This is a genomic window from Trabulsiella odontotermitis (assembly GCF_001188485.1).
GTDB lineage: Bacteria > Pseudomonadota > Gammaproteobacteria > Enterobacterales > Enterobacteriaceae > Trabulsiella > Trabulsiella odontotermitis_A.
On sequence record NZ_JNGH01000046.1, the window covers coordinates 1 to 23996 of the forward strand.

Here is a 23996-nt window from a genome sequence, read left to right on the forward strand (position 1 = left end):
GCAGGATGAGCCCGCGCTGATGCGCGAGCTGCGGCTGTTTCGCCGCCGCATTATGGTGCGCATCGCCTGGATGCAGACGCTATCGCTGGTGAGCGAAGAAAACACGCTGCAGCAGTTAAGCGCGCTTGCCGAGACGCTGATCGTCGCCGCGCGCGACTGGCTGTACGACGCCTGCTGTCGCGAATGGGGAACCCCCTGTAACGCTGACGGCGTGCCGCAACCGCTGCTGATCCTCGGGATGGGGAAGCTCGGTGGCGGCGAACTGAATTTTTCCTCGGATATCGATCTGATTTTTGCCTGGCCCGAGCACGGTTCGACCCGCGGTGGGCGGCGTGAGCTCGATAACGCGCAGTTTTTCACCCGCCTCGGGCAACGGCTGATCAAAGTGCTCGACCAGCCGACGCAGGACGGTTTTGTCTACCGCGTCGACATGCGGTTGCGCCCGTTTGGCGACAGCGGCCCGCTGGTGCTGAGCTTTGCCGCGTTTGAAGATTACTATCAGGAGCAGGGGCGCGACTGGGAGCGCTACGCGATGGTCAAAGCACGTCCGATGGGCGATGCCGACGACGTCAATGCCAGCGAATTACGGGCGATGCTGCGCCCGTTTGTGTTCCGCCGCTACATCGATTTCAGCGTCATTCAGTCGCTGCGGAATATGAAAGGAATGATCGCGCGCGAGGTGCGTCGCCGCGGCCTGAAAGACAACATCAAGCTTGGCGCGGGCGGGATCCGTGAAATCGAGTTTATCGTGCAGGTGTTCCAGCTGATTCGTGGCGGACGTGAGCCGTCATTGCAGTCGCGTTCGCTGCTGGTGACGCTGGAAGCCATTGACGCGCTGCACCTGCTGCCGGACGGCGATGCAGAACAGTTGCGCGTGGCCTATCTGTTCCTGCGCCGCCTGGAAAATCTGCTGCAAAGCATCAATGACGAACAAACCCAGACCTTGCCAACGGATGAGCTTAATCGCGCCCGGCTGGCGTGGGGCATGAATTTCCCGGACTGGGCCGCGCTGGACGCGCAACTGACGGCGCATATGACCGCCGTACGCCGCATCTTCAACGAGCTGATTGGCGATGACGAAACGCCGTCGCAGGAAGAGGCGATCTCCGAACTCTGGCGCGAACTGTGGCAGGACGCGTTACAGGAAGAGGACAACACGCCGGTGCTGGCGCACCTTTCCGACAGCGATCGCCATCGGGTAGTGGCGCTGATTGCCGATTTCCGCAAAGAGCTCGACCGGCGCTCGATTGGCCCACGCGGGCGGCAGGTGCTGGATCAACTGATGCCGCATCTGCTGAGTGAAATCTGCAGCCGCGCCGACGCGCCGGTGCCGCTGGCGCGTATCACGCCGCTGCTGAGCGGCATTGTCACCCGTACCACCTATCTTGAATTGCTGAGCGAATTCCCCGGCGCGCTCAAACACCTGATTTCGCTCTGCGCCGCCTCACCAATGGTGGCCAGCCAGCTGGCGCGTTACCCGCTGCTGCTGGACGAACTGCTCGATCCCGGCACGCTGTACCAGCCGACCGCGACTGATGCCTATCGTGACGATTTGCGTCAGTATCTGTTGCGGGTGCCTGAAGAAGACGAAGAGCAACAGCTGGAAGCGCTGCGCCAGTTTAAGCAGGCGCAACTGCTGCGCGTCGCGGCGGCGGACATCGCCGGGACGCTGTGCATCAGGCGTGGGTGCAGATGGTGGCGCGTTATGGCCAGCCGACGCATCTGCACGATCGTGAAGGCCGCGGGTTTGCCGTGGTCGGTTACGGCAAGCTGGGCGGCTGGGAGCTGGGTTACAGTTCCGATCTCGATCTGGTTTTCCTGCACGATTGCCCGGCGGATGTGATGACCGATGGCGAACGCGAGATCGATGGTCGTCAGTTCTACCTGCGGCTGGCGCAACGCATCATGCATCTGTTCAGCACCCGCACATCGTCAGGCATTCTGTACGAAGTGGACGCTCGCTTACGTCCGTCCGGGGAGGCAGGAATGCTGGTAACGACCACAGACGCGTTTGCTGATTATCAGAAAAACGAAGCCTGGACCTGGGAACATCAGGCGCTGGTTCGCGCCCGCGTGGTGTACGGCGATCCGGCGTTGCACACGCAGTTTGATGCGATCCGCAAAGCGGTGCTCACGACCGTGCGTGACGGTGAAAAGCTGCAGACGGACGTGCGTGAAATGCGCGAAAAAATGCGCGCCCATCTGGGCAATAAACACCGCGATCGCTTTGATATAAAAGCCGATGCCGGTGGGATCACCGACATCGAGTTTATTACCCAGTACCTGGTGTTGCGCTATGCTCATCTGAAGCCGAAGCTGACGCGCTGGTCCGATAATGTGCGGATCCTCGAACTGCTGGCGCAGAACGACATTATGGATGAAGAGGAAGCGATGGCGCTTACGCGGGCCTACACCACGCTGCGAGATGAATTGCACCATCTTGCGCTGCAGGAATCGGCTGGCCATGTGGCGCAGGACGCCTTCGCTGAAGAACGCGCGCGCGTCAGCGCCAGCTGGCAGAAGTGGCTGGTGGAGTCGTGCGGTTCAAAGTAAGTGGTGGTATCATCGCGCGCAAATTGTGAATCTTTCAGGAGTCAGGAATGAAAGTAACGCTGCCAGAGTTCGAACGTGCAGGCGTCATGGTCGTTGGAGATGTGATGCTGGATCGTTACTGGTACGGGCCGACCAGCCGTATTTCCCCGGAAGCGCCGGTCCCGGTCGTTAAAGTTGACACCATCGAAGAGCGCCCGGGTGGCGCAGCGAACGTGGCAATGAACATCGCCTCGCTCGGTGCCACTGCGCGTCTGGTCGGGCTGACCGGTATCGACGATGCGGCGCGCGCGCTGAGCAAAGCGCTGGCGGACGTCAACGTGAAGTGCGATTTCGTTACTGTTCCGACGCATCCTACCATTACCAAACTGCGCGTCCTGTCGCGCAATCAGCAACTGATTCGTCTCGATTTCGAAGAAGGGTTTGCGGACGTTGACCCGCAGCCGATGCACGAGCGCATTCAGCAGGCGCTGGGCAACATTGGCGCGCTGGTGCTCTCTGACTACGCCAAAGGGGCGCTGAGCAGCGTTCAGTCGATGATCCAACTGGCGCGTAAAGCGGGCGTACCGGTACTGATCGACCCGAAAGGCGTTGAGTTTGACCGCTATCGTGGCGCGACGCTGCTGACGCCGAACCTGTCTGAGTTCGAAGCGGTGGTGGGCAAGTGCAAAGACGAAGCGCAGATCGTTGAGCGCGGCATGAAGCTGATTGCCGATTTTGACCTCTCCGCACTGCTGGTGACCCGTTCTGAGCAGGGCATGACGCTGCTGCAGCCGGGCAAAGAGGCTTTGCATATGCCAACGCAGGCGCAGGAAGTGTATGACGTTACCGGCGCAGGCGACACGGTGATTGGCGTGCTGGCAGCGACGCTGGCAGCCGGGAATTCGCTTGAAGAAGCGTGCTATTTTGCTAACGCTGCGGCAGGCGTGGTGGTGGGTAAACTCGGTACCTCGACCGTTTCGCCGATCGAACTGGAAAACGCGGTGCGTGGCCGTGCCGATACCGGTTTTGGCGTGATGACCGAAGACGAACTGAAGCAGGCGGTTATCGCGGCGCGCAAACGCGGCGAAAAAGTGGTAATGACCAACGGCGTGTTCGACATTCTGCATGCCGGTCACGTCTCCTATCTGGCGAATGCCCGTAAGCTTGGCGATCGTCTGATTGTGGCGGTGAACAGCGATGCGTCCACCAGACGTCTGAAAGGCGAAAGTCGCCCGGTTAACCCGCTAGAGCAACGTATGATTGTGCTCGGCGCACTGGAAGCGGTCGACTGGGTGGTCTCCTTTGAAGAAGACACGCCGCAACGCCTGATTGCCGGGATCCTGCCGGATCTGCTGGTGAAAGGCGGTGATTACAAACCAGAGCAAATCGCCGGGAGCGAAGAGGTCTGGGCTAACGGTGGCGAGGTGATGGTGCTGAACTTCGAAGATGGCTGCTCCACCACCAATATCATCAAGAAAATCCAGAAAGACAGCGGTCAGTAACGCCGCTGCGTCGCGGTAAATCGCTAAATACACGCGCTGGTCATCAACAAACCGTGGTGAATGTGTGGGTTTATGACACAGCGCAAAAATTAGCGAATGAATGAGCACGTTTTGCGTACATTTAGCCTAAAGTAAAGATAAATACTGGAAGCAGGAAAAAGCATATAGCCGACTCAGAAACGCATTGACTGAAGGAGTATGCCGATGAACCAAAACGAACTCTACATTTTGAACAATTTCGATTTTATCGCACGTAGCTTTGCCAGAATGCACTCGCTTGGCCAATCGGTTGATCTCGAAGCAGTCACCGGGAATATGGATGAAGCGCAGCGTGAGTGGTTTTACATCCGCTACGATTTTTATTGCCAGCAAACACAGAGGACGCGAGCGCTGGAGACGGAGCTTTAACGTAACAACGGGCCGAAAGGCCCGTTATTGTTTTTAGTCCTGCGGCTCCACCGGCGGCGGGGTGACGGCTGTCGGCGTGCTGGTGCGATTTTCCAGCTCGCTGAGGCGTTGTTCCAGCAGTGTCAGTTTTTCACGCGTGCGCAGCAGCACCTGCGTCTGCACGTCAAACTCTTCGCGACTCACCAAATCCAGACGGGTCAGCTGCGACTGCAGCACCTGGCGGATTTTTTTCTCCACATCGTCACCAAAATCACGCAGACCTTTCGGCATCGATTCGTGTACCTGGCGGGCGATTTGCTCAATTTTCTTCGGGTCAATCATTGTCGTTTCCCTGATCGTCTCTGTTCTGATGTTCATTGTAGTGCCTGAACGGAAGTCGATAAACCCTAAATACAAATGTTTGAACTCAATGCATTGCCGAGGATAGTCAATCGCGTTATAGTTAACCCGCTTATTCTCAGGGCGGGGCGAAATTCCCCACCGGCGGTAAATCAGCGAACGCTGAAAGCCCGCGAGCGCTCCTGAACATTCAGGAGGTCAGCAGATCCGGTGTAATTCCGGGGCCGACGGTTAAAGTCCGGATGGGAGAGAGTAACGATCCAGTCGGGTTTGCGCCCGCTCACGTTATTTTTTTGCCGCTTGTACGGTACTCCTAAGACTGCCCTGATTCTGGTAACCACAATTTTAATGAGGTTTTTATTACCATGAATCAGACGCTACTTTCCTCTTTTGGCACGCCATTCGAACGTGTGGAAAACGCACTTACCGCGCTGCGCGAAGGCCGCGGTGTGATGGTGCTGGATGATGAAGATCGTGAAAACGAAGGTGACATGATTTTCGCCGCCGAAACCATGACCGTTGAACAAATGGCGCTGACCATTCGTCACGGCAGCGGCATCGTTTGTCTGTGCCTGACCGAAGATCGTCGCAAACAGCTTGATCTGCCGATGATGGTTGAGAACAACACCAGTGCCTACGGTACCGGTTTTACTGTCACCATTGAAGCCGCTGAAGGCGTAACGACCGGCGTTTCTGCCGCCGACCGCGTCACCACCGTTCGTGCGGCGATTGCTGATGGCGCTAAGCCGTCCGACCTGAACCGCCCTGGCCACGTGTTCCCGCTGCGCGCGCAGCCGGGTGGCGTGCTGACCCGCGGCGGCCACACTGAAGCGACGATTGATCTGGTTACCCTGGCGGGCTTTAAGCCAGCAGGCGTGCTGTGTGAACTGACCAACGATGATGGCTCAATGGCGCGCGCGCCGGAGTGCATTAAGTTTGCTGGTGAGCACGATATGGCTGGGGGNCCGCTGTAAATGAGAGAAGCCGGGCGATCCCCGGCTTTTTTGCGTCTAGTGGTAGTTGATTTTGATGGTCACCGTTTTGCTGAACGGCCCGACGGCGATCTCCTGCGACGGGTTTTTCGTCAGCTCGGCGGTGTAATCATGGGTGAAGCTTTCCNAATGCGCAGCAGAAGGCCATTCCCCATATCAAGATGCGTGGCGTCGTACAGTGCGCCGTCGTTGTCGTAAAAGCTGGTTTCGACCTCAAAGGTCTGCGTACAGCCTGCCGCCAGATCTTTGGTGGCGGATAAGCGAAACGACTGTGTTGCTGGTGTATTTTGTAGCTCTCTGCGCGACAGTACGCCAAAATCAACGACCTGATTCTGCGGCTCAAGGCTGATGTCCACGCTGCAATCCAGAAAAGTGATGTTGTCGAGGCCATCAATGTTGAAGCGCAGGTTCTTCGCGCCATCCATCAGATTTGCGCCGCCCTGGCCGTCAAACTGCACGACGTTAATCTCACCGAAATCAAAATGCTCATCCAGATCTGCGGGTATCGCTTTCAACTGAATAAAAAGGCGAAAGCGGGCGTTGAAGGAGGTATTGAGCTGCGGCGTGACGCCGTTGCAGATTGGCTCAAACACGCCGCCGCTATTTTTCTTGTCGAGGCAGGCCCCGGTTGGAATGCCGATATCGGCGCCTGTATAGTCAACGCCGTTATAGGTCACGCCAAAGGTGAAATAGGGGTTATCAAGCACATCGGCATTGTTGGTGGCGCTCAGCATCAGCCAGGCAAAGAGCGACTCGGAAGGATGAACCGAGCTCCAGCTCTGGGCGTTATCACAATACACCGTGATGTTGATATCCCGGCTTTCCCAGATTTTACTGCCTAATGGGGCATCGACCGGCACCATAAACGGTGGCAGCGTGACGGTATAATCCGTGGGGCCGCCATGCACGCGCTGATAACAATCCACCGCCCAGGTGGGAGCTGAAAACAAGGCGATCAGCAGCGTAAACAAAAGAGCAAATGTGCGCATAATCACCCCTTCTGTGCTGGCTGGCTGTCGCATTCACGCTGAACCGCGTTGCAACTGGCCTTATACAAATTCAGCCCGCCGAAATCACCGATGTACCCCACCTGAAACTGCGGCGGCAGGTTTTTCACGGGTAACGTTTGTTCGCTAAAGGGCGCGAGCATGAGGCTGGTTGTGCCTTTCAGCAGCGTTTTACCATCAGTACCGACGTAGCCGACGGTCATGTGGTAGGGCGAGGTGTTCCTGAAGTGCAGCCCGTTTTCGGTACGCGTGAGTTTGACCGATTTCCAGGGCAGCGGCTGCCCGGTATTCAGGCGAATCGCTTTTGGTCGCCAGAACAGCTTCAGACGGCTTTGCATCGCAATCTGAACGACGTTTTGCCCTTCACTGCGCGGTGGGATTTCCCGCACGTTGTAATAAAACAGCGATTCCCGATCCGCCGGAAGCCGGGCAAGGGCGGGCAGTCCCATCAGCCTGACCTGCGTCTGCTCGCCGGGTTCAAGCCGCACCAGCGGTGGTACGGTGGAAATATAATCGCGATTTTTCACCCCGGTCTGATCTTCAATCCAGGATTGCGCGAGATAGGGCAGCGTCTGGCTTTTATTACTCAGACGCAGGGAGACGCTTTTATCGCCCTGGTTGAGAATAAGCCGGGTGCGATCGGGCAAAATGGCCGCGTGCGTCAGGCTGATGGCTGACAAAAACAGGATCAGCCCTTTCGCGATATCAATCGGTTTCATGATTTTCTCTGGCATGGTGGGTGTTTCGACAAGGCAGAATGAGTGCGCTGTCGAGACTGCTGTGGTTGGGTGGGGTGATTTCGCAGCGGTGCTCGCCCCAGCTCACGCTGAGGACGCTGTTTTCCTGAAGCCCGCTGAGATAGACAAAACCATCGTCCGCGATCAGGCCGATGTCTTTGTGGGTGCGGGTATCAATGACCGACACGCCGAGCGGCGGAAACGTACCATTCTCCAGTCTGACAACGCCCATAATCTGATACCCCTGGCTGGCGTTAAGCGCTTTGTAACCGATGGCGCCTTCCGTCAGTGTGGTACGGAACACCGGGCTGCTGATATCCACGCCTTCCGGGAGCGTGTTGCTGTTTACCTGCACGGTGGTGGTCTGGTAATTGCTGAGCGAAGGGATCACCGCGATGCCGAAGGCATTGGTGACGCTTCGCCCACGATTTAGCTCAACACCGGAAACGCCATTGGCATCGACCATCATGCGCGCGTTGTTACCGCTGGGGCGATCGTGTATCGCCACGCCGTAGCGGGTGGCAGTGATCGCGCTGTTCCAGCCCAGGTTCATTGAGGTGTAGTTGTTCGGATGCACGCTGGCGGCGAGGCTCAGACGGCCCGGCGGAGCGTAATGCTGATAGCTTCCCCGTAGCGCGGGCTCGCCGTCGCTGAGTTGATCGTTATCTGCAGAAACGGAGAGGTTCCAGGTGTTATCGCGGTCGGATGCGTCGTAATACGACAGCGACTGCGTGGTGTTATCGCCGTAGCGCTGCTGGTTATAGGCCAGATTCCGCCCCGTGCTTAACGGCACGGAGAGGGAGAAGTAATACTGGTTTTCGTCAGTGTCATCCCAGCGGGTACGGGTGACGGCCAGCGATGCAGAGAGGCCTTTCAGTTCGCCAATGGCAAAACTGTGGTTGAGCGAGAGCGAGTAGCTGGTGTTGCTGGCGGCATTCCAGTAGGTGTTGCGGCTGATATTCAGCCAGGCGCTCATGTCCCAGGGGGCGATGGCCTGACTGAACGACAGCACGTAGCTCTCTTTTTCGTTATCGCTGCCGTTGTCGCCCTCGCGGTAGTCGAGATATTCATTCATCGACACGTAGTTTTTGTCAGAGAAGCGGTAACCGGCGAAGGTGATCTGGCTATCGGTGGCGTCAAAACGGCGGGCGTAGTTCATGCGGTAGCTGTAACCGTGCTGACTGTTATTGCCTGTCTCCTGCGTCAGGTTGGCCTGCGAACGCGTGACGTCAAAGGAGATCGCACCCAGCACGTTGAGGTTAAAACCGATGCCGGAGGTGAATGCCTGATAATCATCGGCCGTCAAAATAGCGCCACCGTACAGCGAGGTGGTGCTCAGCCATCCCCATGAGAATTCCCCGGTCCAGAACAGCGGATTATGCACGTCGTTATGACTGTTTGAGGTCGGTTTCCCGGCGGAGGTTTTATATCGCCACTGGCCCTGACGGGTCAAAAACGGTACGGACGCCGAGCCGACCTGAAAGCTGCTGGTTCGTCCATCTTCCTCTTCGATAGTGACATCCATTTGCCCCTGCAGGGTGTCGACCATATCGGAAATGGTAAACGGTCCCGGCGTGACGGTGGTCTGATACAGTACGCGGCCATTTTGCGATACGGTGACTTTGGCGTTGGTCTGCGCGATGCCGGTGATTTGTGGCGCATAGCCCTGTAAATCCGGCGGCAGCATACGTTCATCGCTTTCCAGCGTCGCTCCCGTGAAATGAAAGGTATCGAAAATATCGGAGCTGAGATCGTACTGGCCGAGGGTGAACTTTGACGCCAGCGACGGCAAAGGACGAAAAAGGTACGTGCGCGCCAGACGGCTGTCGGTATCGGTGCTGTTACCGCTGACAAAATTCTGGCTGTACTGATAGTCAGAGCGCAGTCGCCATGCGCCCAGGTTGATGCCCGCTGTGCCGTAGGCGCTGAAGCTTTGCGTACTGTCGCCGTCGTGCGGCGAATACTGGCTGGCGTAGAGGTTGTAATCCAGCAGCGCGCCATTGACACCCGTATCCCAGTACTCCGGCGGGGTCCAGTTTTTCGCGTGATACTTCATCCAGGATTGCGGCGCAGTCAGCGTCAGACGCATCGTGGATTTATCGAGCTTTGCGCTGAACTCGGGTTTGTTGATGATATCCAGACACGACGTCTGGCCGCGGCGGGTGAGCTGGCGGACAAAGGCGTCGTCAAAACCCATTTGCAACAGCTGGCTTGCCGTGAGACACAGTGCTGAGCCGCTTTCCGCATTCGTTGCCTGCCATTCGAGGATCCATTCGCCGGGCAGGGTATTTTTATTAAGCGTGATTTGCACCGGATAACGTCCGGGTGAAATGTAGTCTCTCTTTTCGAACTGGCTGAGATCGACGTTCTGACGATCGTCGGCGTCGAGGGCGTCGGTATTAAATTCCACAGCAAGAGAAACGGCAGGCATACCCGAAAAAACCATCAGGAGAAATAAGATGTTTTTTACAAAAGCCGCTAATCTGGTGATTGGCGAAAAAAGGAATCTGCGCATGAGTCCATTCTTTTGGTAGGGCATCCTGAAAGCCGGCAAACGGATCACCGGCCATTTCTGTTACGCAAAATGAATTATTCGTAATTAAGAATATAATTAGCGATGGTATTCACGTTACCCGGTGTTACATCCCCGGCGGCATCCGGCGTTTTTTCCATGCGGGCCTTAAAATTTAATTCCTGGTAGGAATTCAGATTGGGGAAATTAACCGCCACGGCTTCCCCAAGCGTGACCTTTTCATTACCTTCATCAAGAATACGAACACCGACGTTCGATGCGCCACCTTCGTTATCTTCGGCGCTGTTTTTCATCAGGCTGGAGTCGGTGGCATTGACGTTGGCGGAGGAAAAGGTGACGTCAACTTTGTTGGTGGTAACGGTTTGCCCGTCGACCTCTTTCGACAGGATGCAGTCCTGAAGGTGAATGGTAAAGTCAGCGGCTAACGACATTTTATCGCTGTTGAGCACGCTGGTGGCGACTTCGCCGAGGTCTACCTGCAGATCTTCATCACCCGGTTTAATGGAACACGGAGATTCGATAACCCATCCAGAAAACGTCACCTGGCCCGATCCCTGCTCCGGGACATCTGGGGCAGCAAAAGCGGTACCGGAAAGGAGCGCCGACGTTAACGCAACGGCTAATATTTTCCTGAACATTCAGAGTAATCCTTTATATGTTAATAAAATATGCGGTAATAACGTTATATTTTAAAAAACGGTAACGTTACCGGAGCGAAGGATAACACTGGCGAAAGGGTTGTCTTTTTAGATTTTCTAAGCAAAGGATGTAGTAAAATTAATATTATATTTGACGTGAATGGGCGCGATTGCAGTGGCGGCGTAAAACAACAGGTGAGTTATTATTTACTTCTCCTGCTGTGAGCGTTAAATAAAAATGTCAGCAGATATATATACTATTATATCGTTAAGGTAATAAATTAAAGATATTTATAACGTTAATATTCCGGGGTTGCGGTAGTCTCAGAATGATAAATAAACTGCCGCTATGAAATTAAATTAAACACTTTTATAGAAAATGACATGCTATGGCGCTGCGGAATGCTTCGCAGCGCCATGTCGTCATTAACCAATTCCCATAGACTGCAACGCCACCAGGCTCATGCCCATCACCGACATCCCGCATAACACGCCATAGCTTGGGTTATTGTGGGGATCGATCTCTTTCGCCAGCGGCATCAGTTCATCCACCGACAGCGCCACCATAATCCCCGCCACAGCGGCCATGACGGCGGCCATCACAACGGGTGAAACCAGACTGCCAAGGATAAGCCAGGCCAGCACGCCGCCCAGAATTTCGGCCATCCCTGAAACGCCCGCCCAGAACACCGCTTTGCGCCGGGAGCCTGTTGCAGCATACACCGGACCGGCGACGGCGAGACCTTCAGGAATATTGTGCAATGCCACGGCAAAGGCAATGCCAATACCCAGTTCGAGGTTATTGCTGGCGGTGACGAAGGTGGCAATCCCTTCCGGGAAGTTGTGCAAACTGATGCCGAGCGTCAGCAAAACTGCGGTGCGCCGGAGATTGCGCGGCATCACTGCTTTCTCGCCGTGCATAAGATCCTGTGGGTGCGCGTGCGGAAGCATGCGATCGAGCCCGAAGTACCCTAGCAGGCCGATGATAAACATGCCGTAGCCAAGCACCGGCGACATGTTTTCAGTCGCCAGCGCCGCCGGAAGCATTTCCATCAGTGAGATCAGCAGCATGATCCCGGCGGCAAAGCCGAGGGAAAACGCCAGCAGGCGATTGGACGGCTTCTGGCTGAGTACGCCAAGCAGGGCGCCAATAAAGGTGGCGGCACCGGCTAAAAGGGTCAGAATGAGTGGTACTGACATTACATTCTCCTGCGACTACATCCGTTCATTCAAACTATTTGATGAAGATCATCACGGTTATCTGAGTTTATCCTTTCTAAAAAAAGGGTAATGTGGAGTCATTACATTACCCCCCTGCAAAGGATAACATCATGTCTCGTACCCGAATGCCAGCGCTGTTTCTTGGTCACGGTAGCCCGATGAACGTGCTGGAAGACAACCGCTATACCCGCGCCTGGCAACGTCTGGGTGAGGATCTGCCGCGCCCTAAAGCAATCGTCGTGGTCTCTGCGCACTGGTTTACGCGCGGCACTGGCGTTACGGCGATGGAAGCACCGAAAACGATTCACGATTTCGGCGGTTTCCCGCAGGCGCTGTACGATACGCACTATCCGGCACCGGGATCGCCCGAACTGGCTGAACGACTGGTTTCGCTGCTGGCACCGGTTCCCGTTGCGCTCGATAAAGAAGCCTGGGGCTTTGATCACGGCTCGTGGGGCGTGCTGATCAAAATGTACCCGAACGCCGATATTCCGATGGTGCAGCTCAGTATCGACAGCACCAAACCGGCTGCCTGGCATATGGAAATGGGCCGCAAGCTGGCGTCGCTGCGCGATGAGGGCATTATGCTGGTGGCAAGCGGTAACGTGGTGCATAACCTGCGTACGGTACGCTGGCATGGCGACAGCTCGCCTTATCCGTGGGCAACGTCGTTTAACGACTACGTAAAGGCCAACCTCGACTGGAAAGGGCCGGTGGAACAGCATCCATTGGTCAATTACATGGCGCATGAAGGCGGTTCTCTCTCTAACCCGACGCCGGATCACTTCCTGCCGCTGCTGTACGTGCTGGGCGCGTGGGATGGTGAAGAACCCATCACGATCCCGGTGGACGGTCTCGAGATGGGCTCGTTAAGCATGCTGTCAGTGCAAATCGGCTGACCGTTACTCGACAAAAATGTGGGGATAGAAGCGTGACAGATCCTGGGTGATCTGCGCTCTGTCCTCACGAATACCAATACCGGCGGGCTGATCGTTGATCAGCCAGCTACCAATCAGCGTATAGCTGTCGCCAAATTTCGGTAACTGCCAGAACTGCTGGACGATCATTCCCTCTTCACCGTACGGACCTTCCACTTCTTCCAGCACGTTGCCGTTTTCGACGATCGACACGTTCGCCCCTTCACGTGAGAAGATGGGTTTCACGACGTATTTGTCCATTGGCGGATGGTCGTCTTCGGCGAAATACGCGGGCAGCAGGTTCGGGTGGTCGGGGAACATTTCCCATAGCAGCGGCAGCAGCGCTTTGTTGGATATGATGCTTTTCCACGCCGGTTCCAGCCAGCGTACGCCCGCGTCTTCCAGCTTGGTGGAAAACATCTCGCGCAGCATAAATTCCCACGGATAAAGCTTGAACAGATTGCCAATCACCTGATCCTGCAGATCGGTAAACTGGCCTTTTTCGCCAAGCCCAATGTCGTCAATGAAGAGGAATTCTGTCGCGACGCCCGCTTCGTTGGCGCAGTCCTGCAGATACTGCACGGTTCCGCGATCTTCAACGGTATCGCGATAGCAGGTCATGTGCAGCAGCTGGAAACCAAACTGCTCGCGCAGTTCGCCAAAGCGCTCGATGAGCTTTTCCTGCAGGCTGTTGAACTGATCGCTCCCGGCAGGCAGGTTCCCGGCATTGATTTGATCTTCCAGCCAGATCCACTGGAAGAATGCCGCTTCATACAGCGAGGTGGGTGTGTCGGCGTTGTTCTCTAACAGCTTCGGTTCGCCCACGCCGTCCCACGCCAGATCCAGACGCGAATAGAGCGACGGCTGGTGGGTTTGCCACGACTGGCGAACGAAACCCCAGGTGTGTTTCGGGATGCGGAACTTCGCCATCAGGTCGTCGCTGGCGATAACCTTGTCGACTACCTGCAGGCACATCTGGTGCAGCTCGGCGGTAACGTCTTCAAGCGTTTCCACCTGCGCCAGCGTGAGTTTGTAATAGGCGTCTTCACACCAGTACGGCTCGCCATACATGGTGTGAAAATTGAAACCGAACTCGGTCGCTTTTTCACGCCAGTCCGGGCGCTCAATGATGCTGACTCTTTCCATGTCGCTTAGCCGCCCATTGAACGTGTGGACGTACCGGACGCGCTGCGCTGCATGGTGGCCTGTTTAGCGACGGATTCGCCAAAGCCGCCACGGGTGACCGTAGAGGTGGTGGCCGGTTTCGGCGCCATCGCGGTTTTCGGCACGGTCATCGTGCGGCCCGGCTGCGCGGCACCATAATTTCTGCCGCCTGCATCGGTGTATTTACCGTATGCCGGGCTGGCCGGGTTCTTCGAGCTGAACAGCGGCTGCTGCTGATAACCCGCGCCGCCGCTCANAGCGGCATCCAGAAGCTGCCGCTGCTTTGCGCCTGCGCCTGGCTTTCCGGCGCCATGCCTGCCTGAGCAGGTGCCTGCTGGCACTGGCCTTCGCCAAACTCAGCCACGCAGTCTTCGCGGGTGGCGTATTTCGGTGCCGTACGCTCCGCTTCTTTCAGCGCATTGGTGTACGCCGTGGTACATTCCGCGCTCTTGCCCGGATTCGCGGCCGAGCAGTCGTCCGCGTTTTGATACAGCGAGACCGTCTCGTCGCTTTTTTCGCAGCCTGCCAGCATAAATACAGCCGTAACAGCCAGCGCGACGGGAGTCAGATGGCGTGCGCCCCAGCTTTTGCGGAACGACGCATGATTGATAGTTTTTGTCCGTTTCATTTTTGTCTTCCAGGACCCAGTGGTAGTGGTCAAGGATAGAGGATGAGTGGTTGAAATTGAAGCGACAGGTATGGCAGGGAGGGGATCTTTACGTTGCCTTACATATACCCGGCGCACAGTGGCGCCGGGTACAGGCAAGATTAATTGCGGAACGGGTTTGCACCCTGGTTGCTGCTGGAGAGGGTGCGTGCGGCGGCAGGCTGTGTTGCCGGTGCGGCGCTATCGGCACTGTAACCGTCAGCGCTGGCGTCCTGCTGCGGGTTTTCCGGTGCCACCGCTTCTGGCGTGGTGGAGATCGGTTTACCCAGCGCATTGTTCAGCGACAGCAGATCCTGCTCATTCAACGTACCGAGCGCAGACTTAATATTCAGCTGGTTAATCAGGTAGTTATAACGCGCGCTGGAGAGCTGCTGTTTGGCGTTATACAGCGTGGTGGTGGCATCCAGCACATCAACGATAGTACGAGTACCGACCGAGTAACCGGCTTCCATCGCATCTAACGAACTCTGCGCAGAGACCACGGCCTGTTTGTAGGCGTTGATGCTGCTGATTGAGGCGTTGATGTTATTAAAGGAAGAACGCACGGTCTGCACGACGCTGCGGTGCGCGCTTTCCAGTTGTTCGCTGGCACCGACAAAGTTGTACTGCGCTTGTTTCACCTGAGAGTTAACCATCCCGCCCTGGTACAGCGGCAGTGAGAAGTTCAGACCAACTTTGTTCTGGCCGACGTTGCTGTCTTCAAAACGTGACGCGTTAGCACCGCCAGTGTTAGAACCGCTGTAGGAGGTGTCAGAAACGCCGGTTGACGCCGTTAAGTTCAGGGTCGGCAGATGGCCGTCCTGAGCGAGGCGAATTTGCTCACGCGCCAGATCCTGGCTTAAACGCGCCTGAAGCAGCGACAGATTGCGTTTTTCCGCTTCCTTCAGCAGCGTGTTAACCGCGTTCGGCTTGTCGGTTTTGAAGCTATCGACGTTCAGTGACGCCAGTTCCGGGTAGTAATTGCCGGTCACCTGACGCAGCTGTTCAACGGCGTTGTCGAGGTTGTTACGAGCAGTCACTTCGTTAGCCAGTACGTTATCGTATTGCGAACGGGCGTTCTGCACGTCGGTGATGGCAACCAGACCCACGTTAAAGCGCTGAGTGGTTTGATCCAACTGGCGGTAAATCGCCTGTTTCTGCGCTTCAGTGTAGGAGAGGGAATCAATGGCGCTCAGTACGTTAAAATAGGCCGTCGCGGTGTTCAGAATAAGCGTTTGCTGATCGGTCTGATAGGTGACATCCTGAATGCCGGCTGATTTTTCCTGCAGCGAAAGCTGACGCCATTTCGACATATCAAATAGCGTCTGCGTCAGTGACAGAGACGCACTGGTCGCGTTAGAGTTAATGCCGTTTTGATCACGGTAACCGTTGCTGTACTCATAGTCCGCACCAAGGCCCAGTTGAGGAAGCAGTGGGCTGCGCGCTTCGTTAATCTTCTCGAATGCAGCATCGCGATCGGCTGCTGATTTACGCAGGTCAGGGTTGCTGACACGTGCCTGCTGATACACCTGAAGCAGGTTTTCCGCCTGGCTCATTGCGCTGAAACCAGACAGGCTCAGGCCGATAAGGATAGGGAGCAATTTCTTCATTTGCATTCCTTGTTGTGAAGCATTTAGCGCTGATCTAATTCAAAAAAAATGTTCGCCGATTGTACCAGAGTCTGCCATTCGAAAAAGTTGGCGTAATGTGCCATCTGGCGTTAATTTGCACCAATCTATCATATGGTCAGTAAAACAGTAGCCAAACTGACTTTAAATCCATAATTTCACCACAATCATGGCAGGAACGAATAATGACTCAGCCTCGTGAACAGGCCGTTACCTTCTCCAAAAAAGATGTAGAAATTATTGCACGTGAATCGCTTTACCGCGGTTTTTTTTCGCTTGATCTTTATCGCTTTCGCCATCGTCTGTTTAATGGCGAAATGAGTGGTGAAGTGACGCGAGAAATTTTTGAGCGCGGTCATGCTGCAGTCTTGCTACCCTTTGACCCAGTGCGTGACGAAGTGGTGCTGGTCGAGCAAATCCGTATTGCAGCGTATGACACCAGTGACACACCGTGGTTGCTCGAGATGGTCGCCGGTATGATAGAAGAGGGCGAAACGGTGGAAGATGTCGCCCGCCGCGAAGCGGTCGAAGAGGCTGGCCTTATCGTCGGGCGGANNTGAGTTATCTGGCAAGTCCGGGGGGAACCAGCGAGCGCCTGTCTATATTAGTAGGCGAAGTGGACGCCACTACCGCGGATGGAATTCACGGTCTGGCTGATGAAAACGAAGATATTCGGGTTCATGTGGTAAGCCGGGAACAGGCTTACCAATGGGTAGAAGAGGGGAAAATCGACAACGCAGCGTCTGTCATCGCTCTGCAATGGCTGCAACTGCATTATCAGGCTTTACGAAACGAGTGGAAATAATGAAGCGTTATACACCTGACTTCCCAGAAATGATGCGCCTGTGCGAGACCAATTTTGCACATTTGCGCCGCCTGCTGCCTCGTACTGACGCACCCGGCGAAACGGTGAGCTATCAGGTGACGAATGCGCAATATCGGTTAACGATAACCGAGACCACCCGCTACACTACACTGGTGGAAATTGAACAGACGGCACCGGCGATAAGCTACTGGAGTCTGCCGTCAATGACCGTGCGGCTTTATCATGATGCGATGGTGGCTGAAGTGTGTTCAAGCCAGCAGATCTTTCGCTTCAAAGCACGGTATGATTACCCGAATAAGAAGTTGCATCAACGCGACGAAAAGCATCAAATCAATCAGTTTCTGGCTGATTGGCTGAGATATTGTTTAGCACATGGAGCGATGGCGATTCCGGTTTACTAAGCGTCGTGAAACCTAAGGACACCATTTGGAAAGCCTGTTAAACCTTCCTCTGGCTGGTGGGGCCAGGGTCAGGATATTACAAATTACAGATACTCACCTGTTTGCTGAGAAACATGAAACGCTGTTGGGAGTGAATACCTGGGAAAGTTACCAGGCGGTACTGGAGGCCATCCGCGCCTCACAGCGTGAGTGTGATCTGATTGTAGCGACAGGGGATTTGGCACAGGATCACTCTTCCGCGGCCTACCAGCATTTCGCTGAAGGCATCGCGGGCTTTGCCGCACCTTGTGTCTGGTTGCCGGGAAATCATGATTTCCAGCCGGCGATGTACAGCACTTTACAGGATGCCGGAATTTCTCCCGCAAAACGCGTACTGGTGGGTGACCACTGGCAAATCCTCCTGCTCGACAGCCAGGTGTTTGGCGTCCCGCACGGCGAGCTGAGCGACTTCCAGCTCGAATGGCTGGAGCATAAACTCGCGGAATCCGCCGAACGCAACACGCTGTTGTTGTTGCATCATCATCCGCTGGCGTCGGGGTGTAGCTGGCTGGATCAACACAGCCTGCGCAATGCCGGAGCGCTGGATCAGGTGCTTTCAGCGTATCCGCGGGTTAAAAATTTGCTCTGCGGACATATTCATCAGGAAATGGACGTTGCCTGGAACGGACGGCGAATGATGGCGACGCCATCAACGTGCGTGCAGTTTAAACCGCACTGTGCCAATTTTACGCTCGACACCATCGCGCCGGGCTGGCGCTGGATCGAGCTGCACGCTGACGGCACGTTGACCACCGAAGTCTGTCGACTCGAAGCGGCGCAGTTCCGTCCCGATACCGCTTCGGAAGGGTATTAAGGTTCCGCATGTCTACGCTTCTCTATTTGCACGGTTTCAACAGTTCGCCCCGCTCGGCGAAAGCGACGGCCATGAAACAGTGGCTGGCGCAAACGCATCCTGAGATCAACATGGTGGTCCCGCAGCTGCCGGCGTTTCCGGCGGAAGCGGCCGAGCTGCTGGAAGGTTTAGTGCTGGAGCTCGGCGGCGAACCGCTGGGCGTGGTCGGTTCATCGCTCGGCGGTTATTACGCCACCTGGCTGTCGCAATGCTTTATGCTGCCTGCGGTGGTGGTTAATCCGGCGATTAAACCCTTTGAACTCTTGCTAAACTATCTCGGTCATAATGAGAATCCCTACACCGGTGAACAATATGTGCTAGAGTCACGCCATATTTACGATCTCAAAGTGATGCAGATCGACCCGCTGGAGGCGCCGGATCTTATCTGGTTGCTGCAACAGACGGGTGACGAAGTGCTTGATTACCGCCAGGCGGTAGAGTATTACGCCTCCTGCCGTCAGACGGTGGAGGAGGGCGGTAACCACGCATTTATTGGCTTCGAAGATCATTTCACACAGATTATCGATTTCCTGGGTTTGCATTAAGCAAACTGAACTATCTACGAACAGATCATGACGCAATCTTCATATAACGCTGATGCCATTGAGGTACTCACCGGGCTAGAGCCGGTCCGCCGCCGCCCGGGGATGTATACCGACACCACTCGCCCTAACCATTTGGGGCAGGAAGTCATTGATAACAGCGTGGACGAAGCGCTGGCGGGCCACGCAAAACGCGTGGAAGTTATTCTGCATACCGATCAGTCGCTGGAAGTGATTGACGACGGTCGCGGCATGCCGGTGGGTATCCACCCGGAAGAGGGCGTTCCGGCGGTGGAGCTGATCCTCTGTCGTCTGCACGCGGGCGGTAAGTTCTCCAACAAAAGCTACCAGTTCTCCGGCGGCCTGCACGGCGTGGGGATCTCCGTAGTCAACGCCCTGTCGAAGCGTGTGGAAGTGAATGTGCGCCGCGACGCGCAGGTTTACAGCATCGCCTTTGAAAACGGCGAGAAGGTGGAAGATCTCCACGTCACCGGGACCTGCGGTAAACGCAACACCGGGACCAGCGTACATTTCTGGCCAGACGAAAGCTTCTTCGACAGCCCGCGCTTTTCCGTTTCACGCCTCACGCATCTGCTGAAAGCCAAAGCGGTACTGTGCCCGGGCGTCGAAATCGTTTTCAAAGATAACGTCAATAACACCGAGCAAACCTGGCGCTACGAAGACGGTCTGACAGACTATCTGAGTGAAGCGGTTAACGGTCTGCCGTTGCTGCCTGAAAAGCCGTTCGTCGGTGCGTTCGAAGGCGACACCGAAGCGGTGGACTGGGCGCTGCTGTGGCTGCCGGAAGGCGGCGAGCTGCTGACGGAAAGCTACGTTAACCTGATCCCGACCCCGCAGGGCGGCACGCACGTTAACGGACTGCGTCAGGGGCTGCTGGATGCGATGCGCGAATTCTGCGAATACCGCAATATTCTGCCGCGCGGCGTGAAACTGTCGGCGGAAGATATCTGGGATCGCTGCGCCTACGTGCTGTCGGTGAAAATGCAGGATCCGCAGTTCGCCGGGCAGACGAAAGAACGTCTCTCGTCGCGCCAGTGTGCGGCGTTTGTGTCAGGCGTGGTGAAAGATGCGTTCAGTCTGTGGCTGAACCAGAACGTCCAGGCCGCAGAACTGCTGGCCGAAATGGCGATTTCCAGCGCTCAGCGCCGTCTGCGTGCGGCGAAGAAAGTGGTGCGTAAAAAACTGACCAGTGGCCCGGCGCTGCCTGGCAAACTGGCGGATTGCACCGCGCAGGATCTCAACCGCACTGAACTGTTCCTGGTGGAAGGGGATTCCGCGGGCGGATCGGCCAAGCAGGCGCGCGATCGTGAATATCAGGCGATCATGCCGCTGAAAGGGAAGATCCTGAATACCTGGGAAGTCTCTTCCGACGAAGTGTTGGCCTCGCAGGAGGTGCACGACATCTCCGTGGCGATCGGCATCGATCCGGACAGCGACGATCTCAGCCAGCTGCGCTACGGTAAAATTTGTATCCTTGCGGATGCGGATTCCGATGGTCTGCACATTGCCACGCTGCTGTGCGCGCTGTTTGTGAAGCATTTCCGTACGCTGGTGAAAGAAGGCCACGTCTATGTCGCGCTGCCGCCGCTCTACCGTATTGACCTCGGTAAAGAGGTTTATTACGCGCTGACGGAAGAAGAGAAGGCGGGCGTGCTCGAGCAGCTCAAACGCAAAAAGGGTAAACCGAACGTGCAGCGCTTTAAAGGGCTGGGCGAGATGAACCCGATGCAGCTGCGCGAAACCACCCTCGACCCGAACACCCGCCGTCTGGTGCAACTGATCATCACTGATGAAGATGAACAGCAAACCACCGCCATGATGGATATGCTGCTGGCCAAGAAACGTTCGGAAGACCGTCGTAACTGGTTGCAGGAAAAAGGCGATATGGCGGATATCGAAGCGTAACGCTGATAAAACAAAGGCGGGTAGCATTGCTGCTTACCCGCCTGACTGCTACCCGGCAGCGAACTACCGGGCGATATTCACATCACACACCCTGTTCAAGAATGCGGATATGGCTTTCGAGCACGTTCGCTTTTACCGCTTCGCTCCACGCTTTCATGTGCGGAGTCTGCAGATGCGCTTCAAGATGCGCCACGGTTTCCCACAGCTCCACCATCACGATGGAATCCGGGGCGGTTGCCTGGAAACTCACGCCAGCCGCGTGATCGACCATCGGCGCATAGCCGTGACAGCCTTCTTCTTTTAGCACGGTCGGAATAATTTTCGCGAACTCATCCAGTACCGCCTGACGATGGTGCTGCCCGGGACGGGTGCGAATTTCTGCAATCACTGTCAACATGGTTAACTCAACTCCTTTGTTTTACCTGCGTCTAGTTAACCAAAAATCTCTGCCAGATGCTTGCGATATTCTGCGATATACGTCGGGACGTCCGGCATTTTGATCACGTCGTGAACGATAAACGTCGGCAATGCTTCCATTCCCAGGAATTGATTAGCTTTGTGGAACGGCAGGTAAACACCGTCAACGCCAACGCCGTGGAAGAACTGCGCTTCGTCAGAAAACGCTTCTGCAGGTGCGTTCCAGGTGAGCGACAGCATGTATTTTTTGCCCTGGATCAGACCGCCTGAGCCATATTTTTTGCTGGCGTCGGAACGGGTACGGCCATCGCTGGCATACAGAGAACCGTGACCTTCGGTAAAGACATCATCGATGTACTTTTTGACCGTCCACGGTGCGCCCATCCACCAACCTGGCATCTGCCAGATGATGACGTCAGCCCAAAGGAATTTCTGCACCTCTTCTTTGATGTCATAGTCGCCGTCAGCGCGAACGACGTTAACATCATGCCCGAGGTCGCGCAGCACGCCGTCCGCGACCTCGGTCAGGGTGTCATTTAACTGGCCGTTGGAATGCGCGAACTTCTTCGCACCGTTGATAATCAAAATGTTGCTCATGTCTTGTCCCCAATGTAACGAGTTTGGCAGTGATAATACGCGAACTAACGAAAGGGAAAAATGAGCAAAATGTGCAAAGTCTTTTGCTCAAAGCGCAATAATCGAACACTTACCAGTAAACGCGGGCGATAAATCCGCCTTCTGGCGCGTTACCAAAGGTGACTGACATATGATGCAGTGCGGCGATGCGGCGAACAATCGACAACCCGAGGCCGCTGCCGGTCTGGTCCTGACCTGGCGGGCGGTAAAAACGCTCGCCAATGCGCGCCAGCGCCTCTTCGCTGATGCCGGGGCCGTTATCGCGAACCGTAAACTGGCGTTCGCTCAGCGTCACATCCACCTGACTGCCGCGCGGACTGTAGCGAATGGCGTTATCGAGCAGATTACGCACCAGCAGGCTGAGCAGCAACGGCTGTCCGGCATGCACGACGCCCTGCGCCTCAATGTGCAGACGCACGTCGATGCCTGCGGATTGCGCGGGGGGATAAATATCAATCACCGCTGATTGCAGCAAATCTTCCAGTGGGATCGGCGCGATGTCATCCGGCTTCGACAGCGAATCGAGGCGCGACAGCGTCAGCAACTGTTCGACCAGCCGTGACGCGCGGTCAATGCCGGTATGCAACTGCGCAAGCGCCTTTTTCCGGGCATCAGGATCGTCATCCGAAAGCTGCGCCACTTCGGTCTGCACTTTCAGTGCTGTCAGCGGGCTGCGCAGTTCGTGCGCCGCATCGGAGGTAAAACGACGTTCGCGCACCACCATCTCGTGCGTACGCTGAAACAGCTGGTTCAGGGCATCCAGCAGCGGACGAACCTCGCTGGGTACGCCCTCGGTGCGGATGGGCTCAGCCGATTCCGGCGAACGCAATTGCAGTGAACGTGTGATCCTTTTCAGCGGCGACAGCTCGCGACTCAGCAGCACGAACAGCAGAATGAGCATCAGCGGCAGGGCAATTAGCCAGGGCGTCAGTTGTGAGGTGATGATGTCCAGCGCCATCTCCTGACGGTAATCCCACTCCTGACCGACCGCGATGCGGTACTGCCCGTCGTGGGTGGTCAGCCAGAGAAAGCGCCAGGCGTCGTCGTCGTCATTCAACTGACCATCGTCAAAGCCGTCGCGACGGTAGTCATACGCGATATTGCGGCCATTTTCACCGTCGTCGAACAGACGTTTGCCGTCGGCGGTGAAAATGGCAAAGGCCAGCGCGTCATCATCAAGATGACCGTGTTTGATCTTTTTACGCTCCGCCACTGTCGGGGTGAGTGAATGCACGCTCGCAAAATCCATCGCGCTGAGGCGTTTGGCGAACAGCATCTGCTGGGTGTCGAACAGCTTGTCGAGTTTTTCCGAGGTCTGCTGCCAGGCGAAAAAGCTGGCGCATCCCCAGGTGACGAGCGTCAGCAGCAAAAACAACAGTGTCAGTCGCAGGCGGAGGCTGAGCTGGCGAATCCGAATCATACGTCACCTAAGGTGTAGCCGATGCCGTGCACCGTGCGGATAAAATCCGTGCCGAGCTTGCGGCGAAGATGGTGAACATGGACTTCCACGGCGTTGCTGGAGACATCGTCGTCCCAGTTGTACAGCTTTTCTTCAATAAGTTTACGCGGCAGCACGCGGCCGGCGTTGCGCAGCAGCAGTTCCAGCAGCGCAAATTCTTTCGGTTTGAGCGCCAGCGGTTCGCCGGATAACGTCACCGTCAGTTTCCCCGGATCGAGCGTCACCGCGCCGTGGCGCAATTCATTGCTCGACTGGCCATGCGAACGGCGAATCAGCGCTTCGAGACGCGCTGCCACTTCAATTAAGGCAAAGGGTTTGCACAGATAGTCATCGGCGCCGAGGCGCAACCCCTCAACGCGCTGCGACAGTGCATCGCGGGCGGTGAGGATCAGCACCGGTTCGCTGTGGCCCTTGTCGCGCCATTCGCGCAGGATATCCAGCCCGTCAATGCCGGGCAGAGAGAGATCGAGGATCACCGCGTCGTAGGGCGCGGCGTACAGCGCGGTTCTGCCTTCATCACCGCGCGTGAACCAGTCGAGGCTGAAGCCCATTTTGTGCAGGCCCGTTTTCAGCCCATCGCCAATCAGCTTGTCATCTTCTACCAGTAAAATGCGCATAAGATCGTCCTTGTGA

General features: G+C 56.0%; 19 protein-coding genes, 4 pseudogenes and 1 riboswitch. Of the genes and pseudogenes, 10 read left to right on the forward strand and 13 right to left on the reverse strand.

Annotated elements, in window-relative coordinates:
• From glnE to glgS, 3 genes and pseudogenes are all read left to right on the forward strand, one after another.
• A pseudogene (gene glnE / locus GM30_RS25965) lies at nt 1–2553 on the forward strand (bifunctional [glutamate--ammonia ligase]-adenylyl-L-tyrosine phosphorylase/[glutamate--ammonia-ligase] adenylyltransferase); the annotation flags it as partial.
• A gap of 47 nt (nt 2554–2600) precedes the next feature.
• A complete protein-coding gene (gene hldE / locus GM30_RS03015; RefSeq protein ID WP_049847434.1) occupies nt 2601–4034 on the forward strand; it encodes a bifunctional D-glycero-beta-D-manno-heptose-7-phosphate kinase/D-glycero-beta-D-manno-heptose 1-phosphate adenylyltransferase HldE in 1434 nt (477 codons plus the stop codon).
• A 198-nt stretch (nt 4035–4232) separates the two neighbouring features.
• Entirely contained in the window at nt 4233–4442 is a 210-nt protein-coding gene (glgS, locus tag GM30_RS03020; RefSeq protein ID WP_238158692.1) for a cell surface composition regulator GlgS, read from the forward strand.
• 33 nt (nt 4443–4475) lie between these two features.
• Here the strand turns inward: glgS and ubiK are convergent, their stop codons facing one another.
• Nucleotides 4476–4763: a ubiquinone biosynthesis accessory factor UbiK gene (ubiK, locus tag GM30_RS03025; protein WP_049847436.1), complete on the reverse strand. Its 288-nt coding sequence runs from the start codon at nt 4761–4763 to the stop codon at nt 4476–4478.
• A 128-nt stretch (nt 4764–4891) separates the two neighbouring features.
• A riboswitch (FMN riboswitch) is annotated at nt 4892–5039 on the forward strand.
• Between the two features lie 107 nt (nt 5040–5146).
• Here ubiK and ribB point away from each other — a divergent pair.
• Complete coding sequence (ribB, locus tag GM30_RS03030; protein ID WP_049847437.1) at nt 5147–5755, forward strand: 3,4-dihydroxy-2-butanone-4-phosphate synthase; 609 nt, start codon at nt 5147–5149, stop codon at nt 5753–5755.
• A 36-nt stretch (nt 5756–5791) separates the two neighbouring features.
• Here ribB and GM30_RS03035 read toward each other — a convergent pair.
• From GM30_RS03035 to zupT, 5 genes and pseudogenes are all read right to left on the reverse strand, one after another.
• Nucleotides 5792–6762: pseudogene (locus GM30_RS03035) on the reverse strand (pilus assembly protein).
• Nucleotides 6763–6764: 2 nt separating this feature from the next.
• Nucleotides 6765–7499, reverse strand: coding sequence for a fimbrial biogenesis chaperone (locus GM30_RS03040; protein ID WP_049847438.1), 735 nt, complete (start codon nt 7497–7499; stop codon nt 6765–6767).
• Complete coding sequence (locus GM30_RS03045; RefSeq protein ID WP_080993380.1) at nt 7486–10056, reverse strand: fimbria/pilus outer membrane usher protein; 2571 nt, start codon at nt 10054–10056, stop codon at nt 7486–7488. Before GM30_RS03045 ends, GM30_RS03040 begins: the two co-directional genes overlap by 14 nt.
• Before the next feature lie 50 nt (nt 10057–10106).
• Nucleotides 10107–10688: a fimbrial-like protein gene (locus GM30_RS03050; protein ID WP_049847440.1), complete on the reverse strand. Its 582-nt coding sequence runs from the start codon at nt 10686–10688 to the stop codon at nt 10107–10109.
• Between the two features lie 426 nt (nt 10689–11114).
• Nucleotides 11115–11888, reverse strand: a complete 774-nt coding sequence (gene zupT, locus GM30_RS03055; RefSeq protein WP_049847441.1) for a zinc transporter ZupT — start codon at nt 11886–11888, stop codon at nt 11115–11117.
• A 131-nt stretch (nt 11889–12019) separates the two neighbouring features.
• On the opposite strand from zupT, the gene ygiD reads away from it, so the two are divergent.
• Entirely contained in the window at nt 12020–12808 is a 789-nt protein-coding gene (ygiD, locus tag GM30_RS03060; RefSeq protein ID WP_049847442.1) for a 4,5-DOPA-extradiol-dioxygenase, read from the forward strand.
• A gap of 3 nt (nt 12809–12811) precedes the next feature.
• Here ygiD and GM30_RS03065 read toward each other — a convergent pair whose 3' ends face one another.
• The 3 genes and pseudogenes from GM30_RS03065 to tolC form a co-directional block, all read right to left on the reverse strand.
• A complete protein-coding gene (locus GM30_RS03065; RefSeq protein ID WP_049847443.1) occupies nt 12812–13972 on the reverse strand; it encodes a glutathionylspermidine synthase family protein in 1161 nt (386 codons plus the stop codon).
• A 5-nt stretch (nt 13973–13977) separates the two neighbouring features.
• A pseudogene (locus tag GM30_RS03070) lies at nt 13978–14618 on the reverse strand (DUF1190 family protein).
• A gap of 140 nt (nt 14619–14758) precedes the next feature.
• Nucleotides 14759–16252, reverse strand: coding sequence for an outer membrane channel protein TolC (tolC, locus tag GM30_RS03075; protein ID WP_072094019.1), 1494 nt, complete (start codon nt 16250–16252; stop codon nt 14759–14761).
• Nucleotides 16253–16449: 197 nt separating this feature from the next.
• Between tolC and nudF the strand changes: the two are divergent.
• From nudF to parE, 5 genes and pseudogenes are all read left to right on the forward strand, one after another.
• Nucleotides 16450–17069 (forward strand): annotated as a pseudogene (gene nudF, locus GM30_RS03080) (ADP-ribose diphosphatase).
• Nucleotides 17069–17491, forward strand: coding sequence for a DUF1249 family protein (locus GM30_RS03085; protein ID WP_049847445.1), 423 nt, complete (start codon nt 17069–17071; stop codon nt 17489–17491). Before nudF ends, GM30_RS03085 begins: the two are co-directional and overlap by 1 nt.
• Nucleotides 17492–17516: 25 nt before the next feature.
• Nucleotides 17517–18344, forward strand: coding sequence for a 3',5'-cyclic-AMP phosphodiesterase (gene cpdA, locus GM30_RS03090; protein ID WP_049847446.1), 828 nt, complete (start codon nt 17517–17519; stop codon nt 18342–18344).
• A gap of 8 nt (nt 18345–18352) precedes the next feature.
• Complete coding sequence (gene yqiA / locus GM30_RS03095; protein ID WP_049847447.1) at nt 18353–18928, forward strand: esterase YqiA; 576 nt, start codon at nt 18353–18355, stop codon at nt 18926–18928.
• Nucleotides 18929–18955: 27 nt separating this feature from the next.
• Nucleotides 18956–20851, forward strand: a complete 1896-nt coding sequence (gene parE, locus GM30_RS03100; protein WP_049847448.1) for a DNA topoisomerase IV subunit B — start codon at nt 18956–18958, stop codon at nt 20849–20851.
• 82 nt (nt 20852–20933) lie between these two features.
• On the opposite strand, the gene GM30_RS03105 is transcribed toward parE, so the two are convergent.
• The 4 genes from GM30_RS03105 to qseB all read right to left on the reverse strand — a co-directional run bounded on the left by GM30_RS03105 (nt 20934) and on the right by qseB (nt 23980).
• Nucleotides 20934–21248 carry a putative quinol monooxygenase gene (locus GM30_RS03105; RefSeq protein WP_049847449.1) on the reverse strand — a complete coding sequence of 105 codons (315 nt, stop codon included), beginning with the start codon at nt 21246–21248 and terminating at the stop codon, nt 20934–20936.
• Nucleotides 21249–21283: 35 nt separating this feature from the next.
• Nucleotides 21284–21865, reverse strand: a complete 582-nt coding sequence (locus GM30_RS03110; RefSeq protein WP_049847450.1) for an NAD(P)H-dependent oxidoreductase — start codon at nt 21863–21865, stop codon at nt 21284–21286.
• A 109-nt stretch (nt 21866–21974) separates the two neighbouring features.
• Nucleotides 21975–23324, reverse strand: a complete 1350-nt coding sequence (qseC, locus tag GM30_RS03115) for a quorum sensing histidine kinase QseC (RefSeq protein ID WP_049847451.1) — start codon at nt 23322–23324, stop codon at nt 21975–21977.
• Nucleotides 23321–23980: a quorum sensing response regulator transcription factor QseB gene (gene qseB, locus GM30_RS03120; RefSeq protein ID WP_049847452.1), complete on the reverse strand. Its 660-nt coding sequence runs from the start codon at nt 23978–23980 to the stop codon at nt 23321–23323. Before qseB ends, qseC begins: the two co-directional genes overlap by 4 nt.
• Nucleotides 23981–23996 lie beyond the last annotated feature (16 nt).